The organism is Modestobacter sp. SYSU DS0657 (genome assembly GCF_054050925.1).
Window position 1 is genome coordinate 26477 of record NZ_JBJHAG010000015.1, and the last position, 21132, is coordinate 47608.

Consider the following 21132-nt stretch of genomic DNA (forward strand, 5'->3'; position numbering starts at 1 on the left):
GAGGGGTGAGGAGGGCGAGGTCCTTCATCAGCCGGGGTACCCGGGGGCAGCGGGCAGCCCGAAGAACTCCTCCAGGGTCGACACCCCGGAGCGCTGCAGCTCGGTGGCCAGCGCGGTGCCCACGTACCGCACGTGCCAGGGCTCGTACTTGAAGCCGGTCACGTCCTGCGCCCCGTCCGGGTACCGCACGACGTAGCCGAACTCCGCGCCGTGCTCGGCCACCCACCGGCCCTCGGGCGTGGTCGCGAAGCAGCTCTCGATGTCGCAGCCACCGCCGCCGACGTCCGCCGCCAGACCGGTCTGGTGCTCGCTGTAGCCGGGGCGGGCCACCTGGACCTGGGCCCGCTCCTCCCCGAACCGGCTGACCTGGGCGTCGAAGAGGCCGACCTGGTAGTCGTACGAGCGGTAGGCGCTCTGCACGCTGAGGGAGAGACCCTGGTCCGCCGCGGCGGCGAGCATCGCGTCCATCGCCTGCGCAGCCTCGGCGCGCAGCTGGTACCGGTCGCCGACCGGGACCAGGTCGGTGGGCGCGTGGTCGATCGGGCTGAGCGGGCGGGTTTTGTTCACCACCACCCAGGGGCTGGCCGGGTCGTCGACGGAGAGCTGGGTCCGGTCGAAGGTCGGCTCGGCCGGCGTGCTCGGCGCGGGGGTGACGGCCGGCGGCGCCGTGGCCGCAGACGGCTGCGGAGCGGGGGTGGTGCGGGCGGTGGCGGTGGGCGCGGAGGAGCGGACCTCCCGGACCACCAGCACGGCGCCGACCGCCAGGACGACGACCACCAGCCCGACCAGCAGGCCGAGCAGCCCGGCCCGCCGCCGCCGCGGCGTGTCGCCGTGCCTGCTGCTGTCGGTCACTGGCCTCCCCCGCTCGGTGCCCCGGCGCCGCCCGCCGGACGGTGCACGATCCTGGCATCGCGTGCGGCCGCGCCGCGGGGGTGCCCGGTCCGGCGGGCGGCGTGGGTCAGCCGCGGTCGGCGCTCAGCTTCTCCAGCCGGTTCTGCAGCAGGGTCACGTACGGCGCCCGCGCCCGGGTGGCCCGCTCGTAGTCGAGCAGGTCGGCGACCGTCTCGGTCGGGTAGGAGCGCAGGTGGCCGCGCAGCGCGGGGATGCTGAAGGAGTCGTAGCCCTCGACGGGGGCGGACACCGCGGGCTGGTCGCCGGCGGGCACCAGCGGCTCGCTCGCCGCGCTGTCGGTCACCGGGCTGCCCGGGGTCACGCTCTCCGCCGCCTCGGGGCCACCGAGGTCGACGAGCTCCTCGGCCGCCTCCGCGAGTGCGGTGTCGCCCGCTGCGGTGTCGTCGGGTGCGGTGCCCCCGACGACGGCGTCGGCGATCACCTCGTCGGCGACGGCGTCCTCGATCACCTGCTCGTCCTCGGCGACGTCGGCGACGGTGTCGGCGGTGAGGTCGGCCAGCACCTCGTCGGGCACGGCGTCGGGGACCTCCTCGGCGATCTCGTCGGCCACGTCGTCGGCCAGCCCGTCGACCACCGCGGTGATCGCGTCGGCGGCCGGGTCGTCGGGCAGCGCGGCGACCTCGGCCGGGGTGATCTCGTCGACGGTGGGGGCGCTGTCGTCCAGCACGGCCACGGCGACGTCGTCCGGGAGCACCTCGGCATCGGCCACCGGCAGCGCGTCGACCGCGAGGTCGTCGGCCAGCACGTCGGCGCGCTCGTCGGCGTCGGTCTCCTCCGGGAGGTCGGCGACCCGGTCGAACGCGGAGCTGCGCGGGGCCGGGGTGCCGGCCGGCGGGGGCGGTGCCGGCAGGTCGTCGTCGAAGGTGGCCATGCCCGGCTCGGCGTCGCCGCGCAGCCCGGTGAACAGCTCGTCGCCGCGGGCGACCAGCCCCGAGTACTGCTGCTGCAGCCGCAGTGACGTCTGCAGTGCCTGGCCGATCAGCCGCACCGGCAGTCCGGGCAGCGTCTCGGGCAGCTTGCGCGCCTCGTCCAGCACGGTCGCGGCCAGTCCGGCGGCCGCGCGGACCACCTCGGGGATCTCTCGAGCCATGCCCCCAGCGTGCCGCACGATGCGATCACCGGCAGCGCGACGGTGCGTCGTTCTTCCGGCCCGCCTGCAGGGGCCCGGATGTGAGCTTGCGAACGTCCGGGGGGCAGGCGGGTCCTTTCACTACCATGGGGTCATGGTTGAACCGCGCGGACGAGTCCTGCTGGCCGACCCCCGGGGCTACTGCGCCGGCGTCGACCGGGCGGTGGTGGCGGTCGAGCGGGCCCTGGAGATCCACGGGGCGCCGGTCTACGTGCGCAAGCAGATCGTCCACAACAAGCACGTGGTGGCCACGCTCGAGCGGCGGGGCGCGGTCTTCGTCGACGAGACCGACGAGGTGCCCGAGGGCTCGGTCGTCGTGTTCAGCGCGCACGGGGTCTCCCCGGCGGTGAAGACCCAGGCCGCCGAGCGGTCGCTGCGGACCATCGACGCGACCTGCCCGCTGGTGAGCAAGGTGCACATGGAGGCGAAGCGGTTCGCCAAGGACGACTACGACATCCTGCTGATCGGCCACCGCGGGCACGAGGAGGTCGAGGGCACGATGGGCGAGGCCCCGGCGAACACCCAGCTGGTCGACGGGCCCGAGGACATCGCCAACGTCCAGGTGCGCGATCCGGAGAAGGTCGTCTGGCTGTCCCAGACGACCCTGTCGGTCGACGAGACGCTGGCGACGGTCGACTCGCTGAAGACCCGTTTCCCCGGCCTGCAGAGCCCGCCCAGCGACGACATCTGCTACGCCACGCAGAACCGTCAGCAGGCGGTCAAGCAGATGGCCGCCGAGTGCGACCTGGTGCTGGTGGTCGGGTCGACGAACTCGTCGAACTCGGTGCGCCTGGTCGAGGTGGCGCTGGAGGCCGGCGCCCGCGACTCGCACCTGGTCGACTTCGCCTCGGAGATCGACGAGGCGTGGCTCGACGGCGTCGGCACCGTGGGCGTGACCAGCGGTGCCTCGGTGCCGGAGATCCTCGTCAGCGAGGTGCTCGACTGGCTGGCGGCCCGCGGCTACGCCGACGTGGAGACGGTGAAGGCGGCCGAGGAGCGGCTGGTCTTCGCGCTGCCGCACGAGCTCAAGCCGCGCCGCGCGGCTCTGGCGGTCGACACCGAGTAGCGCCCCCGCGACGACGGACGGCCCGGCACCCCGTGAGGGGGGCCGGGCCGTCCGCGTTCGAGGCGGGCCGTCAGCGGCGGGTGACCAGCCGGAACAGCCAGACGGCGACGGCGGCGCAGGTGGCGATCGCCATCGCCGGGAAGCCGCGCACCAGCAGGGTGGCCAGCGTCGGCAGGGTGAACGTCGCCGAGGGGGCCAGGGCGATGTTGAGCAGGGCGACACCGATGAACACCAGCGGCGGGGAGACCAGGACGGTCATCAGGTCGCGGCGGCGGACGACGAGGGCGGCGAAGCCGCTGCTCGCCGTGAGCACCACGAGGGTGAGCGTGCCGAGGCCGATCCCGATGTAGGAGTCGGCGGCGGCCGCGGCGAGCGTGACCACGAAGGCGCCGAAGACCGCGAGCAGACCGGGCACCCGGGGGCCGGTGGTCGACGCCGGGCCGCCGGCCGTCGTGGAGCCGCCGCGGCGGGGTCCCGCGGCCGGCGCGTTGCGGCGCGGCGGGGGCACCGGACGGGAGTCCCGGGACCGGCGCGGGTCCAGGTCGGCCGGCCGGCGGGCGCCGGTGGCCTCCCACGGGTCGGTGCCGCGGGGATCGGGGCGGCGGCGCTCGGGAGCGCGCCCGCGGTCGGGAGCCCGGCCGCGCGCGTCGCGCGGCAGCGGGTCGCGGCCACGCGGTGCGCCGCCGCTGGACGCCCGTGGCGAGGGGTACGAGCGGCCCGCGGCTGCGCCGGTGTCGCTGCGTTCTGCCCGCATGGCGTCCTCCCGCCTGTCCTGGAGCCTGGCATCGACACTGACCGGAGTGATCGTGCACCTCCTCGTCCTCGGGAGGAGGTGCGCCCCTCACCGGTCGGGCCACGGTAGCGGCCCTTCCTGAGTAGACGCTGGAGCCCGGACGCAGCGGCGGGTCAGATGTGCCCGTGTCGACGGGGCGACGTGGCGGATTCTGTGCAGCCCGGCCCCAGCCGCCCCATCCCTCACCACCGTCCCGGCCGTTGCAGGACGGGGCGGGAACGGCTTGCCCCCGTCAGCCGCTGGTGCCGTCCCGCTCGGACGTCGGACGCGCGGGGAGCTCGCTGTCGTCGGGCGGGGCCGTCGACGGGCGCGCGGTGCTCGGCGGCACGTCGGGCACCGACCGCAGCGCGCGGACGGCGGTCTCCGCCGGTGGCGGGGTGGGCACCGGGTCGGCGGCGACACCGAGCTCGTCGAAGCGGCGAGCGGCGGAGAGCACCGAGCGCTCGTAGGAACCGACCGTCTCGTTGTAGCGGGTCAGTGCAGAGCCCAGCGCCGAGCCCAGCCGGGTGAGGTGCCCGGAGAGGGTGCCCAGCCGGGCGTGCACCGTGCGGCCGACCTCGAGCACGGCGGCGGCGTCCTGGGCGAGCCGCTCCTGGCGCCAGGAGTAGGCGACGGTGCGCAGCAGGGCCAGCAGGGTGCTCGGGGTGGCGATGACGACGTCGCGGCCGAAACCGTGCTCCAGCAGCGCCGGCTCGGCCTCCAGGGCCGTGGTGAGGAAGCCGTCGGAGGGGACGAACAGCACGGTGAACGGTGCCGCGGTGCCGAACGCGGTCGGGTACCGGCGGGCCGCGAGGACGTCGACGTGGGTGCGCAGCTGCCGCGCGTGGTCGGCGACCCGCTGGGCGCGCACTGCCGGGTCGGTGGCCTGCACCGCCTCGATGTAGCCGGTGAAGGGGACCTTGGCGTCGACGACCACCTGCCGGCCGTCGGCCAGGGTGACCACCAGGTCGGGCCGGACGGCGACGCCCTCGGCGGTGGTGGCGCCCGGCTGCTCGACGAAGTCGCAGTGCTCGAGGAGGCCGGCCACCTCGACCACCCGGCGCAGCTGGAGCTCACCCCACCGGCCCCGCACGTGCGGGGTGCGCAGGGCGGTGACCAGCGCCGCGGTCTCCTGGCGCAGTAGGGCGGAGGTCTGGCCGATGGTGCCGACCTGCTCGCGCAGCTCCCCGTGCGCGGTGGCCCGGTCGCGCTCGATGCCGGCCAGCAGCCGGTGCAGGTGGTCGAGCGACTCGTGCACCGGCTCCAGCGCGTCGGGCGCCGCGGCGGACCGGCCGCGGAGCGCCACCACACCCAAGGTGATCGCGGTGGCGAGCAGGGCACCGAGCAGGAGCCCGAGCAGCAGCGAGGCGGCGTCCATGGTCGGGGAGCCTGCCCGACCCCACCGACAGTTCCGCTCAGCCGCGCAGCTCCACCACCTGGGTGAGGGCGGGGGCGTGCGCGGCCTCGTGGTCGAGCAGCCAGCGCTTCACCGGGGTGCCCCAGCGGAAGCCGCCCAGCCCGCCCCCGGTGGCGAGCACCCGGTGGCAGGGCACGAACAGCGCTGCGGCGTTCCGGGCGCACGCGCCCGCCGCGGCGCGCACCGCCGCGGGCCGCCCGCAGCGGACGGCGAACTGGGCGTAGGTGTCCGGGTGCCCGGCGGGCACCGTGCGGAGCACGTTCCACGCCTCGGTGAGGAACGGCCCGGAGCGCTGCCGCACCGCCACCCCGTCGATCGCGGCCACCTCGCCCGCGGCGAAGGCCTCGACGGCGTCGAGCACGGGCAGCCGGTCGGCGCGCTCGACCGAGTCCGGCCGCAGCGTCGGGTGCACCACCGGGAGCAGGTCGCCGACGTCGGCGGTCCAGCCGCTGGCGAGCACCACCTCGTCGTCGACCAGCACGGTGAACGGGCCGGGTGGGGTGTCGGTGGTGGCGTACCGGGCGGTGGTCATGAGGCGCTCCGTTCGGGGAGGGGGCCGCGGGTGAACAGGGACGGGACGGCGAGCGCCCACAGGTGCATCACGGCGTAGGAACGCCACGGCCGCCAGCGGGTGGCGGCGTCGGCGTCGGAGCTGCCGAGCGCGGCGAGGCTGCGGCGCAGCGCGAGGTCCCCGGGGAGCCACACGTCGGGGTCGGCCAGCCCGCGCAGGCCGACCAGGGCGGCGGTCCACGGGCCGATGCCGGGCAGAGCGAGCAGCGCGCGCTCGGCCTCGCCGCGGTCGACGCCGGGTCCGAGGGCCACCGTGCCGTCGGCGAGCGCGGTGGCCAGCGTGGTCACCGTCCGCCGGCGCGCGCCGGTCAGGCCGACGGCGGAGAGGTCGGCGCCGGCCAGGTCCTCCGCCGAGGGGAACGCGTGCGTCAGCGTGCCGACCGGCTCGGCGAGGGGCCGCCCGGCCGCGGTGACCAGCCGGGCGGTCAGCGTCCGGGCGCCGGCCACCGACACCTGCTGGCCCAGCACCGCCCGCACCGCGAGCTCCGCGGCGTCCGGGGAGGCCGGCACCCGCCGTCCGGGCGCGGTGGCCACCAGCGGGGCGAGCGCCGGGTCCGTTCCGAGCAGCTCGTCCACCGCCGCCGGGTCGGCGTCGAGGTCGAGCAGCCGGCGGCAGCGGGACACCGCCGCGCCCAGGTCGCGGAGGTCGGTGAGCCGCAGCTGCGCGGTGACCGCCGGGCCGCCGTCCGGGGCCGGGGTGAGCCCGACGACAGCCGGGCCGTGCGGCAGCGCGAGCACCCGGGAGAACGTCGTGCCGTCCCACTCCTCCAGGCCCGGGGTGGCGTGCGCGCCGAGGAAGAGCAGCACCTCGTCGGCGGCGAACGGCGCCCGCGCGGCCAGCCGCAGGGTGAGCCGGCCGGGGCCGCCCCCGTCGCCGCGCGGGGTGGCCGGTCGCAGCGCGGTGGGCGTGGTGGCGAAGATCGACCGGACGGTGTCGTTGAACTGCCGGATGCTGGCGAAGCCGGCGGCGAACGCGACGTCGGCCATCGGCAGCGTGGTGGTCTCGATGAGCACCCGCGCGGTCTGCGCCCGCTGCGCGCGGGCCAGCGCCAGCGCGCCCACGCCGAGCTCGGCGGTGAGCAGCCGGTGCAGCTGCCGCTCGGAGTACCCCAGCCGCGCGGCCAACCCGCCGACCCCGGCGCGCTCCACCTCGCCGTCGGCGATCAGCCGCATCGCCCGGGCGACGACGTCGGCGCGCACGTCCCACGCCGGGGAGCCCGGGACGGCGTCGGGCCGGCAGCGCCGGCAGGCGCGGAAGCCCGCTGCCTGGGCGCCGGCGGCGGTGGTGTGGAAGGAGACGTTGCGCCGCAGCGGGGTGCGCGCCGGGCAGGAGGGGCGGCAGTAGATGCCGGTGCTCCGCACCGCGGTGACGAACCAGCCGTCGAAGCGGGCGTCCCGGCTGGCGACCGCGCGGTAGCAGCGCTCGGCGTCCAGCAGCTCGGTCACGACGTCGAGCATGGCACCGCCCCGAGCCGGCCACTGGCGGGTATCGGACACAGCGGTGGGCGGCCGCCGTCCACCGATCGGTGGACGGCGGACCCACGGCTCGACGGTCCCGGCATCCGCCCACCGCGGACAGGCTCGGGCCATGACGACGACAGAGGCGGCGCCGCTCGCGGCGACGACCACCGGAGGGCCGCCGGCGATCAGCGTGCGCGGCCTGGGGAAGCGCTACGGCGGCCGGGCGGTGCTCGAGGGGCTGGACCTGGAGGTGCACCGGGGGGAGTGCTTCGCCCTGCTGGGGCCCAACGGTGCCGGCAAGACCACGACGATCGAGATCCTGGAAGGCGTGCGGGGCCGGGACGCCGGCCAGGTCACCGTCCTCGGCGTGGACCCGGCCACCGCCGGCCGCACCTGGCGCGCCCGGATCGGGGTGGTCAGCCAGGGCGAGGGCGCCGCGCAGGCGCTGACCGTGCGCGAGGCGCTGGACCACTTCGCCACCTACCACGCCACTCCGCGACCCACGGACGAGCTGCTGACCGCGGTCGGGCTCACCGAGCAGGCCGGCACCCGCGTGGGCCGGCTCTCCGGTGGGCAGCGCCGCCGGCTGGCGGTGGCGCTGGGGGTGCAGGGCCGGCCGGAGCTGGTCTTCCTCGACGAGCCGACCACCGGGATGGACCCGGTGGCCCGGCGGCAGTTCTGGGAGCTGGTCCGCGGCCTGCGCGCCGGCGGGACGACGGTGCTGCTGACGACCCACTACCTGGACGAGGCGGCCGAGCTGGCCGACCGGGTCGGGGTGGTCAGCGGCGGGCACCTGGTCGAGGTCGCGCCGCCCGACGAGCTCGGGTCGGCGCTGCGCCGCCGGGCCACCGTCCGCTGGACCGAGAGCGGCGTGCGCCGCGAGGTGCGCACCGAGAGCCCGGCCGCCGTGCTGCGCGACCTGCTCGCCGCGCACCCCACCGGCGAGGTGCCCGACCTGTCCGTCACCCGGCCCGGCTTGGAGGACGTCTACCTCGCCCTCGTCGGCGCCGCCCCCCCCGGGACCACCGACCTGCAGGGAGAGACCCGATGACCGCCGTCCTGGCGCCCTCCACCACCCGGCCGGTCCCGCCGTCCGCCGCGCGGATCGCGCTGGCCCGCACCCGGCTGGAGCTGCGGCTGTTCGCGCGGGAGCGCCAGCAGGTGGTGTTCTCCTTCGCCTACCCGATCGTGATGATGGTGGTCTTCGGCTCGGTGCTGGGCGGCGACGTGCTGCCCGGCGGCGTCCCCTTCCCGCAGTACTTCCTGGCCGGGATCGCCGCCACCGGCATCATGCTCAGCAGCTTCCAGTCGATCGCCACCTCGATCGCCGCGGAACGGGAGGCCGGTCAGCTGGAACGGCTGCAGGTGCTGGGCACCCCGCCGGTCGCCTACTTCGCCGGCAAGGCCGGGCTCGTGCTGGTGACGACGGCGGTGCAGCTGGCCCTGCTGCTGCCCGTGGCGCACTGGGGCTACGACGTCCCCCTGCCGGCGGGTGCCGGGGACTGGGCGACGTTCGGCTGGGTCGCCCTGCTCGGGTCCCTGGCCGGCACGGTGCTCGGCATCGCCGTGGCCGCGCTGCCCGGCAGCGCCCAGTCGCTGACCACCGGGGTGACGGCGTTCGCGGTGGTGCTGCAGTTCTTCAGCGGGGTGTTCTTCGCCTTCCCCGAGCTGCCGGGCTGGATGCAGCAGGTGGCGGCGGTCTTCCCGCTGAAGTGGCTCACCCAGGGCATGCGCTCGGCGTTCCTGCCCGACCAGGCGGCGGCGTTCGAGGTGGCGGGGGGATGGGAGCACGGCAGGACTGCCCTGGTGCTGGTCGCGTGGGTGATCATCGGTGTCGTGGTGTGCACCCGGACCTTCCGCTGGCGCCAGGCCGACCGATGAGACAGGCCGATCGATGAGACGGGCCGACGGGTGAACCTGGCCGCCCGGCTCCGCGCCGCCGTCGTCCCCGCCCGGGGTGGGGACGACGGCGGCGCACCGCTGTCCGACCGCAGCTGGCGGGCCACGGTGGTCGGCCTGCACGTGGTCTTCGTGGTGATGCTCGGCGTCGCGGTGCTGGCCACCTTCGTCGCCCGGGTGGAGGGTTCGCGGGCCGTCACCCTGGGCGCTCTCGCGGTGCTGGTGGTCGCCTACCTCGTGCTCGGCGCCCCCGCCATCGGCGAGGACCACCCGCGGCGGGCGGTCGGGTACCTCGCGGTCCTGGTGGGGGTCTTCGCCGTGCTCGGCTGGCATGCCCCGGAGCTGCTGTTCCTGCTCTTCCTCGCCTACTCGCAGGTCTGGTTCCTGGTCGAGTCGGCTCGGCCGGGCGCCACCTGGACGGTCCTGCTGGCGCTGGCCAGCACGGCTGGGCCGACGGTCTCGTGGACCCGCGGCACCGAGCCGCTCTCGGGCATCGTGCAGACCTCGGTCGGGCTGGTGTTCAGCCTGGCGCTGGGCCTGTGGCTGAGCCGGGTGCTGCAGCAGAGCCGCGAGCGCGCGCAGCTGATCCGGGAGCTGGAGGACACCCGGGTCGAGCTCGCCGCGGCGCACCGCGAGCAGGGGGTGGCGGCGGAGCGGGAACGGCTGGCCCGCGAGGTGCACGACACGCTGGCGCAGGGCTACACCAGCATCGTGGTCCTCGCCCAGACCGCCGCGGCGCAGGTGGGCACCGACCCGGCGGCCGCCGCCGAACGGCTGGCGCTGATCGAGGAGGTGGCCCGGGACAACCTCGCCGAGGCCCGGGCGATGGTGGCGGCGTTCGCGCCGGTGCCGCTGGACAGCGCCACCCTGGTGGAGGCGCTGCAGCGGCTGGCGGAGCGGTTCGGCCGGGAGACCGGGATCCCCACCCGGGTCGACCTCTCCGCGCTGGACGGCGCTCCCGGCCTGACCCGGGCCGAGGAGATCGTGCTGCTGCGCGGCGCGCAGGAGGCGCTGGCCAACGTGCGCCGGCACGCCGCCGCCAGCGCGGTGGTGCTGCAGGTCAGCCGGGTGGGGACGGGGGAGTCGGGACAGGTGTCGGTGCACGTGGCGGACGACGGGGTGGGCTTCGACCCGGCGACGTCGGCCGGGGTGGGCCTGGCCGGCCTGCGCGATCGGGCGGCCGAAGTGGGCGGCGCGGTCGACGTGGTCTCGGCGCCGGGAGAGGGCACCCGGGTGACCGTGCGGGTGCCGGCGCCGTGACCACCCGGGTGCTGGTGGTCGACGACCACCCGGTCGTGCGCGGCGGCGTGGTCGGCTGGCTCGCCGCGCAGCCGGACATCGCGGTCGTCGGGGAGGCCGGTGACGGGCTGGCGGCGCTGGCCGCGGTGGCCGAGCAGGCTCCGGACGTCGTCCTGATGGACCTGCGGATGCCGCGGATGGACGGCGTCACCGCGACCGGCCGCATCCTCGCCGCGCACCCCGGCGTCCGGGTGCTCGTGCTGACCACGTACGACACCGACGCCGACATCGTGCGCGCGGTGGAGGCGGGTGCGGCCGGCTACCTGCTCAAGGACACCCCGCTGCCGCAACTGGCCGACGCGGTGCGCGCGGCCGCCCGCGGGGAGACCGTGCTCGCCCCGCCGGTGGCGGCGAAGCTCTTCTCGCGGATGCGGGCGCCGGCGGCCGACGCGCCCACCGAGCGGGAGCTGCAGGTGCTGGCCGGGGTGGCCCGGGGGCTCACGAACGCGCAGATCGGCCGGGAGCTGTATATCGGTGAGGCGACGGTGAAGACCCACCTGCTGCGGGTGTTCGCCAAGCTCGGCGTCGACGACCGCACCCGGGCGGTGCTGGTGGCCGTCGAGCGCGGCCTGCTCCCGGGGCCGGGAGCGGCCTCGGGCTGACCGCCGGTTCAGCCGTCGGCACCCCACGGCACCACCGGGCCCAGCAGCTCCCCGTCGTGCGGCACCCCGTCGGCGTCGCGGTGGACGGCGCGGTGCTCGTGGCTGCCGGCGGCGTGCGACAGTGCGGCCAGCAGCAGCCGCACGGCGTCCCGGTCCAGCCCGGCGGTCAGGTCGGCGAGGTCGACGGACTGGCCGTCGGCGAGGCTGGCGGCGGCCCGCAGCAGCCGCCGCTGGCTGCCGGTGCCGGTGATCGCCCCGGTGCGCAGGGCGCCGTCCAGCTCCGGCCACAGCACGGCGGCCCAGGGCCCGCCGTCGAGGGCGCCGTCCAGGGCGATGGTGATCAGATCGGCCGTCTGCAGCCGGGGCAGCCAGTGGCCGTCGTTGGCCAGCAGCAGGACGGCGGCCTCGGCCGCGTAGTCGCCGACCGCGGCGCGCAGCAGGGCGCCCTCGAGGGCGACCAGGTCGAGGTCGGCCACCCGTGGTTCGTCGAACACCGTGCCTCCCTGGGGCTCCGGACGGAGTGCCCGGCAGTGTGCGCCCGGGGTCGGACAGTTCCGCCGTCGGCGGCCGACTGGCGGGGTGCACCTAGGCTGTACTCCCGTGAGTCTCACCATCGGCATCGTCGGCCTGCCCAACGTCGGCAAGTCGACGCTGTTCAACGCCCTGACCAAGAACGACGTGCTCGCCGCGAACTACCCGTTCGCGACGATCGAGCCCAACGTCGGCGTCGTGGGCGTCCCCGACCCCCGCCTGGAGAAGCTGGCCGAGGTCTTCGGCTCGCAGAAGATCATCCCGGCCACGGTGAGCTTCGTCGACATCGCCGGCATCGTCCGCGGCGCGAGTGAGGGCCAGGGTCTGGGCAACAAGTTCCTGGCCAACATCCGCGAGAGCGACGCGATCTGCCAGGTGATCCGGGTCTTCACCGACCCCGACGTGGTGCACGTCGAGGGGAGGGTCGACCCCGCCGACGACATCGAGACGATCAACACCGAACTCGTCCTCGCCGACATGCAGACGCTGGAGAAGGCGGTCCCGCGGCTGGAGAAGGAGTCGCGCAAGGACAAGGACCGCAAGGCCCTGCACGACGCCGCCGTCGCCGCCCAGGCGGTGCTGAACGAGGGGAAGACCCTCTTCGCCGCCGGGGTCGACCCCGAGCCGCTGCGCGAGCTGTCGCTGCTGACCACCAAGCCGTTCCTGTACGTCTTCAACGTCGACGCCGACGAGCTGGCCAACGAGGAGAAGCTGGACGAGCTCCGCGCCCTGGTCGCGCCGGCCGAGGCGATCTTCCTCGACGCGCAGACCGAGTCCGAGCTGATCGAGCTGCCCGCCGACGAGGCCGCCGAGCTCCTCGCCTCCATCGGGCAGGACGAGCCGGGGCTGGACCAGCTGGCGAAGGTCGGGTTCCGCACCCTGGGCCTGCAGACCTACCTCACCGCCGGCCCGAAGGAGTCGCGGGCCTGGACCATCCCGGTCGGCGCGACGGCGCCCGAGGCGGCCGGGGTGATCCACACCGACTTCCAGCGCGGCTTCATCAAGGCCGAGATCGTCGGCTTCGACCAGCTGATGGAGGCCGGGTCGATGGCCGAGGCGAAGTCGCGCGGCTGGGTGCGCATCGAGGGCAAGGACTACGTCATGGCCGACGGCGACGTCGTGGAGTTCCGCTTCAACGTCTGAGCCGTCCACGGCGGGGCGGCGGGCATTCCCGGCGCCGGCCCGGCGTTCCTCTTCAGCACCCGTTCGCCGCTGCCGATGGAGTCGGCGACCGGATGCTGCGTGGCCACGTCGGGTGACCACCGGGACCGCACGACCGAGGAGACGTCATGGAGTACCTGCGCCAGTTGCAGACGGAGCGGCCGGTGCTGTTCTGGGTGGGCATGCTGGTGGCCTTCCTGGTGGTCTTCCAGCTGGCCCTCTTCCTCATCGGGCTCGTCATCGGGCCGTTCGGGCTGCCGTCCTGGGCGCCGATCGTGGTGCTGCTGGGTGGCCTGGTCCTCGTCGCCCGGCGCCAGCAGCGCTGACGCCGGGCGGTCCGGTCAGCAGCGCCGGAGGTTGGCACGCATCGCGTGGGGCGACACACGGGCCCGGCGGCGGTGCGTGCCTCTCGATCACCCCGGGGTCACGCTGAGCAGCACCTGGCCCCGGCTCAGCGGGCCCTCTTGGCGCCGGCATGACTGAGCCGCAGCCCGGCTGAGCATCCACCGGGGATGCCGGTCGACCCGCACCCGTCCGACGTCCTGGCCGCGACCGAGGACGTCGACGTCGTCGTCGCGGACGAGATCGCGCTCAGCGAGGTCCTGCAGGCGACCGGGGTCTTCCTCGCCTCGATCCTGCTCGCGGTGTTGCTGCGGCGGCTGCTGGTGCGGGCCCTGGACCACGACGCCAGCCGGCACGTCGGCCTCGTCGCCGGCCGGTTCCTCGGGCTGGTCGTGGTCGCCGTCGGCGTCGTCTACGGCCTGGACCTGCTGGGCGTGCAGATCGGCCCGCTGGTCGGCGCCCTGGGGGTGGGGGGCATCGCCATCGCGTTCGCCGCCCAGGACATGCTGCAGAACCTGATCGCCGGGGTGATGCTGCAGATCCGCCGTCCGCTGCGGCTGGGCGACCAGGTCGCCAGCGGCGACTTCGAGGGCGTCGTCGCCGACGTGAACCTGCGGACGACGGTGCTGCAGACCTACGACGGGCTCGTCGTGTACCTGCCCAACGCCGAGGTGCTGAAGAACCCGATCATCAACTACACCCGCACCCCGCTCAGCCGGACGTCGCTCACCGTCGGGCTGGCCTACGACACCGACCTGGTCCGGGCCCGGGAGGTGCTGCTGGCGGCCTGCACGGCCGCGGACGGCGTCGCGGACACCCCGCCCCCGGAGGTGTGGGTGGAGGAGTTCGCCGACTCCTCGATCAACCTCGCGGTGCGCTACTGGCACGCCGCGGACATCGCCAGTCGCTGGCGGGTGCGCAGCGGTGTCGCGATCTCGGTGAAGTCCGCCCTGGACCGCGCCGGCATGACCATCCCGTTCCCGCAGCGGGTCCTCTGGTCGGGGGACGAGGGTCGGTAGGCGCCTGTCCTGAGGGGGCAGCGGCTCAGCCCAGCGACACGCTGAGCACGACCCGCTCCTCGCTGACCGTCGTGCACTCCAGCGTCAGGCCAGCGACGGTGACGCTCTGGTCCTCCCGGCAGGACACCTCCGCGTTCTCGCCCGCCCCGACGGTGGCCGTGCCGTCCTGCGCGTCGCCGAGCGAGATCGGGGTGCCCAGCACCTCGACGGTGATGCCGTCGCCGGGCAGCGTCACCGAGCAGGTGCCGTCGGCGCAGTTCACCCCCGGATCGCCGGCGCCGGAGCACCCGGCGGTCGGCGCGGGCAGGGCGCCCCCGGCGAGCAGGCCGGCGGCCAGGCGGGGAGTGCGGGTGCCTCCACCGCGCGCCGGGCCCTCCCCGCTGCACCGCGGCGTGCGGCAGGATCGCCCCGTCGTCCGACCCCCGACGGGAGCCCCGCACCGTGACCAGCCCGCAGCACCAGCCCGCCGCCATGGTGGTGCCCGCCTTCTTCGTGAAGCAGCGGATCACCGTGATGGTCAACCGCTACGAGATCCTGGCCGCCAACCCGGACGGCTCCGAGGGGCAGCTGCTGGCCCTCGCCGAGCAGAAGCGGATGAAGCTCAAGGAGGAGGTCGTCTTCTTCGCCGACGAGTCCAAGAGCCGCCGGGTCTTCTCCTTCAAGGCCCGCCAGCGGCTGGACGTCGCGGCCGAGCACGACGTGTACGACGAGCAGGGCCAGCCGCTCGGCATGTTCAGCAAGCAGTTCGGCGCCAGCCTGCTGCGCTCGACCTGGAAGCTCTCCGCTCCCGGCATCGAGGCGATCGGGCAGGAGCGCCGCCCGGTGCTCGCCGTCGTCCGCCGGGTCTGGACGTTCCTGCCCGTCGTCGGCGACGTGTGGGTGCCGTTCGTCTTCCACTTCGACTTCACCGACACCGCGAGCGGGCGGACCGTGCTGGTCAGCGAGCGGCAGAAGGCCGTCCGGGACCGCTACCGGGTCACCGTCCCCGATCCGCGGCTGGACTTCCGGGTGGCCGCGTCGATGGCGGTGGCCCTGGACGCACTGCAGAGCCGGTGAGCCGCACTGCTGAGCGGTCACCGGCACTGCAGTGCCGGTGACCGCTCAGAGGTAGCGGGCCTCCAGCTCGGCGAAGAACGCCTTCGCCAGCGCGACGAAGTCGGCCTCGCGCAGGGCGATCTCGTCGCCCACCCGGTGGCCCAGCACGCTGTGCCCCGGGTGGCAGCGCAGCTGCCGGTCGGCCAGCACCCGGCCGCCGCCCCGCAGTGAGGTGGCGAGCAGGCGCACCTCGGTGAGCGCGTTGCCGTCCTCGCCCTCGGCGTCGCGGCCCCGGTGCACGCAGGCGCCCTCGAGCAGCAGCACCAGGTCGTTGAAGTAGACCGGCTCGAACTCGTCCAGGGCGGGGTGCCCGCCCACGGCGGTCACCAGTTGCCGCCAGGCGGCCACCCGGGCGTCGACGACCGCCCGCCGGACGTCGATGTGGTCCTGGCTGTAGCAGCTGTGGCTCAACACGGCGACTCCTCGACGAGACGCGCGCTCCTGCCGGGGCGTGGTCTCCCGAGGGTCCCACCGGGGGGCCTCCGGGGAAAGGGGTCAGACCCAGCTGTAGCGCTGCTCGCCGGTCCGCGGTCGGGGAACCTCCCAGCCGGCCGACGTCGGGGTGTCGACCCCCACGTGCGCGTAGCGGATCGGGACCACGAGGTCGTCGTCGGTCCGGCGCCGGGGCACCGGCGGCAGGGTGTATCGGGCGGCCTGCCACTGGGGGAGCCGGACGTCGGCCAGCGGCATCCAGCTGGCCCGCCGCAGGCCGCCGATCTCGAACTGGACCCGCAGCTCGCAGGCGCCCCAGGCGTCGTGGCGCCACCCCACCAGGGCAGCGGGGAACCACTCGCCCAGGTGGAAGAACTCGATCTCCAGCGGCGCGCCCGCGAGCGTCGTCATCCCCACATCCGGCACGAGGCGGACTGTATGGGGTTGATCATGTACGGCGGGTGAGGCGCGCGACGGATGTGACCCGCGTGCCGAACGTGACGCGACGTCGCCCGCCGGCCACCTCCGCGCTGGCCGGCCGGGTGCTCCGGCGTCCGCCCAGGAGGGAAGCCGGCCGCCGGCGCAGTGCGGCAGCGCACCGGTCGGCTGGGAAGGGCGTCCGCGCCCCGCGCGTTGTGCAGGTCAACCGACTGGAAGGCCTGCACCTCATGCGCATCCCGCTGTCCGTCCTCGACCTCGCCCCGATCGCCCGCGGGGAGACCGCCAGCAGCAGCATCGCGGCCAGCGTCGCCCTCGCCCAGCGCGCGGAGTCCGCCGGCTACCGGCGGGTCTGGTACGCCGAGCATCACAACATGCCCACCATCGCCTCTTCGGCGACCAGCGTGCTGATCTCCCACGTGGGGGCGCAGACCAGCTCGATCCGGCTCGGCGCCGGCGGCGTGATGCTGCCCAACCACTCGCCGCTGACGATCGCCGAGCAGTTCGGCACGCTCGCCGCGATGTACCCCGACCGCATCGACCTGGGTCTGGGGCGGGCGCCCGGCTCGGACCAGAACACCATGTACGCACTGCGGCGCGACCCGAACTCGGCGGAGACCTTCCCGCAGGACGTGCTGGAGCTGCAGGCCTACCTGACCGGCAACTCCCGGGTGCCCGGTGTCGACGCGATCCCCGGCAAGGGCTCCGACGTGCCGCTGTACATCCTCGGCTCCTCCCTGTTCGGGGCGCACCTCGCCGCGGCCCTGGGACTGCCGTACGCCTTCGCCAGCCACTTCGCCCCCCAGGCGCTGGAGGCCGCCGTCGCCACCTACCGGCGGGAGTTCAAGCCGTCGGAGCAGCTGGCCGACCCCTACGTGATCGCCGGCGTGAACGTCGTCGCCGCCGACACGGAGGAGGTCGCGCAGCAGAACCTGACCGCGGTGCGGCGCAACCTCGCGATCGGGCTGTTCGGCCGCGGCCGGCCGCTCACCGACGAGGAGGCGGACGTGCTGCTCGAGCAGGGCGCCGGCCACCACGTGAGCTCGATGCTCACGCACACCGCCGTCGGCACCCCGGACCAGGTCGGGGACTTCCTCGACCGGTTCGTCAAGCAGGCCGACGCCGACGAGCTGATCGTCGCCCACCAGTCGCCCACCACCGAGGGCCGGCTGCGCTCGGTCGACCTCACCGCCGAGGCGGTGGCGGACTGATCCCTCCGGTATCCGCCTCGGGGCTGGAACGGCCTCTCTGCAGGGGCCCGCGCCGAGGGTGCGAGGCGTAGGGGGGCGGAGAGGCCCTCCCTCAGGCGCTGGGGCGGACGCCGCCGATGAAGCCGCCCCAGCGCATCGACGTCTCGCGGATGACCGAGCCGCTTTGCGGGGCCTCGAGGATGCGGCCGCCGCCCAGGTAGATCGCCACGTGGTGGATGGTCGCCGGGTTGCCGGTGTCGGTCGCCCAGAAGACCAGGTCGCCGCGCTGCAGGTCCTCGCGCGAGACCTTGGGCAGCGCCGCGTACTGGGCCCGGCTGTTGCGCGGGATGGTGACGCCGGCCTGGGCGTAGGCGTAGCGGGTGAGCCCGGAGCAGTCGAAGCCGACGACGCCGGCGTCCACGCCCCAGCCGACGCTCGGGCCGTTCAGCGAACCGCCGCCCCAGGAGTAGATGGTGCCCAGGTAGCGCTCCGCGGCGCCGATCGCGGTCTCCACGGCCGAGGTCGACCCGGCGCCGGCCCGGGGGCCGGACGACGCCCCAGCGGTCGGGCCGGAGGTGAGCTGCTGGCGCACCGGCGGGGTCTGCGCCCGGCTCTGCGCGGCCGCTGCCTGTTCGCGCTGCGCCTGCTCACGCTGAGCCTGCTCCGCGGCGGCCCGCGCGCCCTGCAGCCCGGACAGGGTCTGCTGGGCGGCGTCCAGCTGTGCCTGCAACCGGGTCTGCTGCGCCGCGAAGTCGGCGGCCTGGTGGCGGGCGCCGGCCTCGATCCGCTCGGCCTGGGCGAGCGCGTCGGCCGCCTCCTGCCGCAGCGTCTCCGCCTGCCCTAGAGCCTGCCGCGCGGCGGCGTCGGCGGCGGTGGCCTGCTGCTCGGCCACCGTGACGTCGGCGAGCACGTCGGTGCGGTGCACCCCCACCGCGTCCAGCAGCGCGGCGCGCTCCAGCACCTCCGCCGGGCCGCCGGCGTCCAGCAGCGCGGCCAGGCCGGGGGAGGTGCTGCCCTGCTGGTAGCTGCTGCGGGCGAAGGCGGCCACTGCCGCGCGGGCGGCGGCGAGTTCCTCGGCGGCCTGCCGGGCCTCGGCGGCGGCTGCCTCGGCGGCGGCCTGCGCCGTCTCGTGCTCGGCCTGCTTCCCCTGGAAGGTGTCCAGCGCGATCGCCGACCGCGCCTGCGCGGCGGCGAGCTCGGCCTGTGCGCCGGCGAGCTGGGCGGCGACCGCGCCGACCTGCCCGGCGGCGTCGGCCTTCGCCCGCTCGGCGTCCTGCAGCTGGGCGTCACTGGGGCCGACCGGCGTCGCGGCGGCGATCCCCGGCGCGACCACGAGGGCGAGGGAGACGGCGACGACGACGCCCGCCAGGCGTGCTCCGACCCGACGTCCGGCCCACACCTGCGTGCTCACGATCGCGCTCCTCAGCTGGTCCGCTCACCCCTTCGGGTGACCTGACCACCTGATCGGCGCGGTGCCGGAGGTGCTTGAGGGGCGGGGGTGCACTGAGTTGCCGGAAGCAACCCTCGCCGGCTCAGCCCAGGTGCGCCTGCTTCGGCGCCAGGCCTCGGGCCGCCTCGGCGGCGACCGCCTCCCGGGCGCCACCGCCGGCCGCCACGACCGCCGCGCCGACGAGCCCCTCGACCAGCGGGCCGGGGGAGAGCACCACCCGTTCGCGCAGCTCGTCGTCGACCAGCTCCAGCGCCGTCTCCGCCGAGAGCACCGCGCTGCCCAGGTCCATCAGCACCACGACGCCGTCACCGCGGTCCGCCGCGGTCAGCGCCTCGGAGATGGCGACCGCGTCGGTGCCCAGGCCGCCGTCGTCCAGCCCGGCCGCCACCTCGATCGGCACGTCCTGGGCGGTGAGCATCTGCCGGGCCAGCGTCACCGCCGCCTCGGCCAGCGGCCGGCTGTGCGAGACGACGACGAGCCCCACCTGCGCCACCGCCGGTCAGCCCAGCTCGGCGGCCGCGGCCTCGACCAGCAGCGTGGTCGAGGTGGCCCCGGGGTCCGGGTGGCCGGCGCTGCGCTCACCGAGGTAGCTGGCCCGGCCCTTGCGGGCGGTCATCGCAGTGGTCGAGTCGCGCCCCTCCCGGGCGGCGGCCGCCGCCGCGGTCAGCGCCTCGCCGAGCGGCCGGCCGTCGGCCAGCGCGGCGTCCAGCGCATCGCAGGCCGGGATGAGCGCGTCGAGCATCGTCTTGTCCCCGGCCTCCGCCTTGCCGCGCGCGACGACGCCGTCCAGCCCCGCGCGCAGGGCCTTGGCGAAGGTCGCCGCGTCCCACGGCTCGGACCCTCCGGCACCGGCCAGGCGCAGGAAGAACGTGCCGTACAGCGGGCCGCTGGCGCCGCCGACCTTGCTCACCAGCGTGGCGCCCACCCGCTTGAACAACGCGGCGGCGTCGGCGGGCGGGCCGTCGTCCAGCGCGGCCACCACCGCGGACATGCCGCGGTCCATGTTCGTGCCGTGGTCGCCGTCGCCGATCGCCTGGTCCAGCCGGGTCAACTCGTCGCGGTGCTCGGCGACGGCGCCGGCGAAGGCGCGCACCCAGCCCTGCAGCTGGTCGACGGAGAGGGCGTCGAGGGAGGGCTCGTCGGCCACTCTCACACCCCCCACCGCAGCGCCGGGGTGCGCACCGGGGCGTCCCACAGGCGGAGCAGGTCGTCGTCCATCCGCAGCAGGGTCACCGAGCACCCGGCCATCTCCAGGCTGGTCATGTAGGAGCCCACCAGCGAGCGGGCCACCGGCACGCCGGCCTTCTCCAGCACCTGAACCACCTCGCCGAACATCAGGTACAGCTCGATCAGCGGGGTGCCGCCCATGCCGTTGAGGAACACCAGCACGCCGTCCCCGCCGGTGAAGTCCAGGTCGCCGAGCACCGGCTCGAGCAGCATCTCGGCGACCTCCCGGGCCGGCGCGACCGGCACCCGCCGGCGCCCCGGTTCCCCGTGGATGCCGATGCCGACCTCCATCTCGCCCTCGGGCAGGTCGAAGGTGGGGGTGCCGGCACTGGGCACCGTGCAGGAGGTCAGCGCCACGCCCATGCTCCGGCTGCGGGCGTTCACGGTGCGGGCGACCTCGGCGACCTCGGCCAGCGACCGGCCCTGCTCGGCGGCCGCGCCCGCGGTCTTCTCGGCCAGCACGGTGGCGCCCACGCCCCGCCGGCCGGCGGTGTAGAGGCTGTCCTGCACCGCGACGTCGTCGTCGACCACCACCGACACCACCTCGGTGCCGGACTCCGCGGCGACCAGCTCGGCGGCCATCTCGAAGTTCATGACGTCACCGGTGTAGTTCTTCACCAGGTGCAGCACACCGGCCCCGCCGTCGACGCCGGTGGTGGCGGCGACCATCTGGTCGGGGACGGGGGAGGTGAACACCTCCCCGGCGCAGGCGGCGTCGAGCATCCCGGCCCCGACGAAACCGCCGTGCATCGGCTCGTGCCCGGAGCCGCCGCCGGAGACGATGCCGACCTTGCCCCGCACGGGGGCGTCACCGCGGAAGACGACCCGGTTGGGGTGGTCGACCCGCAGCTCGGGATGGGCGATCGCCAGGCCACGCAGGGACTCGGCGACGACGTCGGCCGGGTCGTTGACGAGCTTCTTCATCGGACCTCCTGTCGGTGGGGGCGCCTGCTGACCGTAGGAGTGATCCAGGTCGCACGGCAACGGACGGCGTCCCGCATCGTCGGACGGCTCGCCCGAGGAGTGTCATCGGACTGTGGCGAAGGGCACACTCGCGTTGTCCGGGTCGCATGTCAGGGCTCGGAGCCGCCCCCGACAAGGGGACGACGGAGCACGGTCC

24 protein-coding genes are annotated in these 21132 nt (G+C 75.3%); 10 read left to right on the top strand and 14 right to left on the bottom strand.

The genetic code is table 11. The annotated features are described in order from the left end of the window. Positions 1-27: 27 nt before the first annotated feature. Positions 28-852 carry a M15 family metallopeptidase gene (locus ACI79A_RS11160; RefSeq protein ID WP_457083027.1) on the bottom strand — a complete coding sequence of 275 codons (825 nt, stop codon included), beginning with the start codon at positions 850-852 and terminating at the stop codon, positions 28-30. Positions 853-958: 106 nt separating this feature from the next. After that, positions 959-2002, bottom strand: coding sequence for a hypothetical protein (locus ACI79A_RS11165; RefSeq protein WP_457083029.1), 1044 nt, complete (start codon positions 2000-2002; stop codon positions 959-961). Between the two features lie 133 nt (positions 2003-2135). Between ACI79A_RS11165 and ACI79A_RS11170 the strand changes: the two genes are divergently transcribed. Next, complete coding sequence (locus ACI79A_RS11170) at positions 2136-3107, top strand: 4-hydroxy-3-methylbut-2-enyl diphosphate reductase (RefSeq protein WP_457083031.1); 972 nt, start codon at positions 2136-2138, stop codon at positions 3105-3107. Between the two features lie 70 nt (positions 3108-3177). Here the strand turns inward: ACI79A_RS11170 and ACI79A_RS11175 are convergent, their stop codons facing one another. From ACI79A_RS11175 to ACI79A_RS11190, 4 genes are all read right to left on the bottom strand, one after another. Continuing rightward, positions 3178-3861, bottom strand: coding sequence for a DUF6542 domain-containing protein (locus tag ACI79A_RS11175; protein WP_457083033.1), 684 nt, complete (start codon positions 3859-3861; stop codon positions 3178-3180). 271 nt (positions 3862-4132) lie between these two features. Beyond that, complete coding sequence (gene rmuC / locus ACI79A_RS11180) at positions 4133-5257, bottom strand: DNA recombination protein RmuC (RefSeq protein ID WP_457083035.1); 1125 nt, start codon at positions 5255-5257, stop codon at positions 4133-4135. 37 nt (positions 5258-5294) lie between these two features. Beyond that, positions 5295-5828 (bottom strand): methylated-DNA--[protein]-cysteine S-methyltransferase, encoded by a 534-nt coding sequence (locus tag ACI79A_RS11185; RefSeq protein WP_457083037.1) that lies wholly within the window; start codon positions 5826-5828, stop codon positions 5295-5297. Then, a complete protein-coding gene (locus ACI79A_RS11190) occupies positions 5825-7312 on the bottom strand; it encodes an AlkA N-terminal domain-containing protein (RefSeq protein WP_457083039.1) in 1488 nt (495 codons plus the stop codon). Before ACI79A_RS11190 ends, ACI79A_RS11185 begins: the two co-directional genes overlap by 4 nt. A 142-nt stretch (positions 7313-7454) precedes the next feature. On the opposite strand from ACI79A_RS11190, the gene ACI79A_RS11195 reads away from it, so the two are divergent. From ACI79A_RS11195 to ACI79A_RS11210, 4 genes are read left to right on the top strand one after another with little or no spacing between them, the layout of a single operon-like run. Further along, positions 7455-8378: an ABC transporter ATP-binding protein gene (locus ACI79A_RS11195; protein ID WP_457083041.1), complete on the top strand. Its 924-nt coding sequence runs from the start codon at positions 7455-7457 to the stop codon at positions 8376-8378. Continuing rightward, a complete protein-coding gene (locus tag ACI79A_RS11200; RefSeq protein WP_457083044.1) occupies positions 8375-9208 on the top strand; it encodes an ABC transporter permease in 834 nt (277 codons plus the stop codon). The genes ACI79A_RS11195 and ACI79A_RS11200 overlap by 4 nt, the downstream gene beginning before the upstream one ends. Positions 9209-9238: 30 nt before the next feature. Then, on the top strand, positions 9239-10486 hold the full coding sequence (locus tag ACI79A_RS11205) for a sensor histidine kinase (RefSeq protein ID WP_457083046.1): 1248 nt from the start codon (positions 9239-9241) through the stop codon (positions 10484-10486). Continuing rightward, positions 10483-11127: a response regulator gene (locus ACI79A_RS11210; RefSeq protein WP_457083048.1), complete on the top strand. Its 645-nt coding sequence runs from the start codon at positions 10483-10485 to the stop codon at positions 11125-11127. Before ACI79A_RS11205 ends, ACI79A_RS11210 begins: the two co-directional genes overlap by 4 nt. Positions 11128-11135: 8 nt before the next feature. Here the strand turns inward: ACI79A_RS11210 and ACI79A_RS11215 are convergent, their stop codons facing one another. After that, positions 11136-11621: a hypothetical protein gene (locus ACI79A_RS11215; RefSeq protein WP_457083050.1), complete on the bottom strand. Its 486-nt coding sequence runs from the start codon at positions 11619-11621 to the stop codon at positions 11136-11138. Between the two features lie 106 nt (positions 11622-11727). Between ACI79A_RS11215 and ychF the strand changes: the two genes are divergently transcribed. The 3 genes from ychF (at position 11728) to ACI79A_RS11230 (ending at position 14180) form a co-directional block, all read left to right on the top strand. After that, on the top strand, positions 11728-12801 hold the full coding sequence (gene ychF, locus ACI79A_RS11220) for a redox-regulated ATPase YchF (protein ID WP_457083052.1): 1074 nt from the start codon (positions 11728-11730) through the stop codon (positions 12799-12801). A 146-nt stretch (positions 12802-12947) separates the two neighbouring features. After that, positions 12948-13145, top strand: a complete 198-nt coding sequence (locus ACI79A_RS11225) for a hypothetical protein (protein WP_457083055.1) — start codon at positions 12948-12950, stop codon at positions 13143-13145. A 186-nt stretch (positions 13146-13331) separates the two neighbouring features. Then, the gene (locus ACI79A_RS11230) at positions 13332-14180 is read left to right on the top strand and encodes a mechanosensitive ion channel family protein (RefSeq protein WP_457083057.1); all 849 of its coding nucleotides are present in this window, start codon (positions 13332-13334) and stop codon (positions 14178-14180) included. A gap of 25 nt (positions 14181-14205) precedes the next feature. Here ACI79A_RS11230 and ACI79A_RS11235 read toward each other — a convergent pair whose 3' ends face one another. Next, positions 14206-14442: a hypothetical protein gene (locus ACI79A_RS11235; RefSeq protein ID WP_457083059.1), complete on the bottom strand. Its 237-nt coding sequence runs from the start codon at positions 14440-14442 to the stop codon at positions 14206-14208. Between the two features lie 179 nt (positions 14443-14621). Between ACI79A_RS11235 and ACI79A_RS11240 the strand changes: the two genes are divergently transcribed. Further along, the gene (locus ACI79A_RS11240) at positions 14622-15236 is read left to right on the top strand and encodes a hypothetical protein (protein ID WP_457083061.1); all 615 of its coding nucleotides are present in this window, start codon (positions 14622-14624) and stop codon (positions 15234-15236) included. A gap of 45 nt (positions 15237-15281) precedes the next feature. Here the strand turns inward: ACI79A_RS11240 and ACI79A_RS11245 are convergent, their stop codons facing one another. After that, complete coding sequence (locus ACI79A_RS11245; RefSeq protein ID WP_457083063.1) at positions 15282-15689, bottom strand: hypothetical protein; 408 nt, start codon at positions 15687-15689, stop codon at positions 15282-15284. Between the two features lie 81 nt (positions 15690-15770). Continuing rightward, positions 15771-16118: a hypothetical protein gene (locus tag ACI79A_RS11250; RefSeq protein ID WP_457083065.1), complete on the bottom strand. Its 348-nt coding sequence runs from the start codon at positions 16116-16118 to the stop codon at positions 15771-15773. 257 nt (positions 16119-16375) lie between these two features. Between ACI79A_RS11250 and ACI79A_RS11255 the strand changes: the two genes are divergently transcribed. Continuing rightward, positions 16376-17356, top strand: coding sequence for an LLM class flavin-dependent oxidoreductase (locus ACI79A_RS11255; RefSeq protein WP_457083067.1), 981 nt, complete (start codon positions 16376-16378; stop codon positions 17354-17356). A 91-nt stretch (positions 17357-17447) separates the two neighbouring features. Here ACI79A_RS11255 and ACI79A_RS11260 read toward each other — a convergent pair whose 3' ends face one another. From ACI79A_RS11260 to dhaK, 4 genes are all read right to left on the bottom strand, one after another. Then, the gene (locus ACI79A_RS11260) at positions 17448-18746 is read right to left on the bottom strand and encodes a C40 family peptidase (protein WP_457083069.1); all 1299 of its coding nucleotides are present in this window, start codon (positions 18744-18746) and stop codon (positions 17448-17450) included. Between the two features lie 121 nt (positions 18747-18867). Continuing rightward, positions 18868-19278, bottom strand: a complete 411-nt coding sequence (dhaM, locus tag ACI79A_RS11265; RefSeq protein ID WP_457083071.1) for a dihydroxyacetone kinase phosphoryl donor subunit DhaM — start codon at positions 19276-19278, stop codon at positions 18868-18870. 6 nt (positions 19279-19284) lie between these two features. Beyond that, the gene (gene dhaL, locus ACI79A_RS11270) at positions 19285-19932 is read right to left on the bottom strand and encodes a dihydroxyacetone kinase subunit DhaL (protein ID WP_457083073.1); all 648 of its coding nucleotides are present in this window, start codon (positions 19930-19932) and stop codon (positions 19285-19287) included. Positions 19933-19934: 2 nt separating this feature from the next. Further along, positions 19935-20936, bottom strand: coding sequence for a dihydroxyacetone kinase subunit DhaK (gene dhaK, locus ACI79A_RS11275; RefSeq protein WP_457083075.1), 1002 nt, complete (start codon positions 20934-20936; stop codon positions 19935-19937). Between the last annotated feature and the right edge of the window lie 196 nt (positions 20937-21132).

Coding starts and splice junctions, on each gene's coding strand:
- ACI79A_RS11165 (WP_457083029.1), bottom strand. CDS start 2,002: ATGGCTCGAGAGATCCCCGAGGTGGTCCGCGCGGCCGCCGGACTGGCC.
- ACI79A_RS11170 (WP_457083031.1), top strand. CDS start 2,136: ATGGTTGAACCGCGCGGACGAGTCCTGCTGGCCGACCCCCGGGGCTAC.
- ACI79A_RS11175 (WP_457083033.1), bottom strand. CDS start 3,861: ATGCGGGCAGAACGCAGCGACACCGGCGCAGCCGCGGGCCGCTCGTAC.
- rmuC (WP_457083035.1), bottom strand. CDS start 5,257: ATGGACGCCGCCTCGCTGCTGCTCGGGCTCCTGCTCGGTGCCCTGCTC.
- ACI79A_RS11185 (WP_457083037.1), bottom strand. CDS start 5,828: ATGACCACCGCCCGGTACGCCACCACCGACACCCCACCCGGCCCGTTC.
- ACI79A_RS11195 (WP_457083041.1), top strand. CDS start 7,455: ATGACGACGACAGAGGCGGCGCCGCTCGCGGCGACGACCACCGGAGGG.
- ACI79A_RS11200 (WP_457083044.1), top strand. CDS start 8,375: ATGACCGCCGTCCTGGCGCCCTCCACCACCCGGCCGGTCCCGCCGTCC.
- ACI79A_RS11225 (WP_457083055.1), top strand. CDS start 12,948: ATGGAGTACCTGCGCCAGTTGCAGACGGAGCGGCCGGTGCTGTTCTGG.
- ACI79A_RS11230 (WP_457083057.1), top strand. CDS start 13,332: ATGCCGGTCGACCCGCACCCGTCCGACGTCCTGGCCGCGACCGAGGAC.
- ACI79A_RS11250 (WP_457083065.1), bottom strand. CDS start 16,118: ATGACGACGCTCGCGGGCGCGCCGCTGGAGATCGAGTTCTTCCACCTG.
- ACI79A_RS11255 (WP_457083067.1), top strand. CDS start 16,376: ATGCGCATCCCGCTGTCCGTCCTCGACCTCGCCCCGATCGCCCGCGGG.
- dhaK (WP_457083075.1), bottom strand. CDS start 20,936: ATGAAGAAGCTCGTCAACGACCCGGCCGACGTCGTCGCCGAGTCCCTG.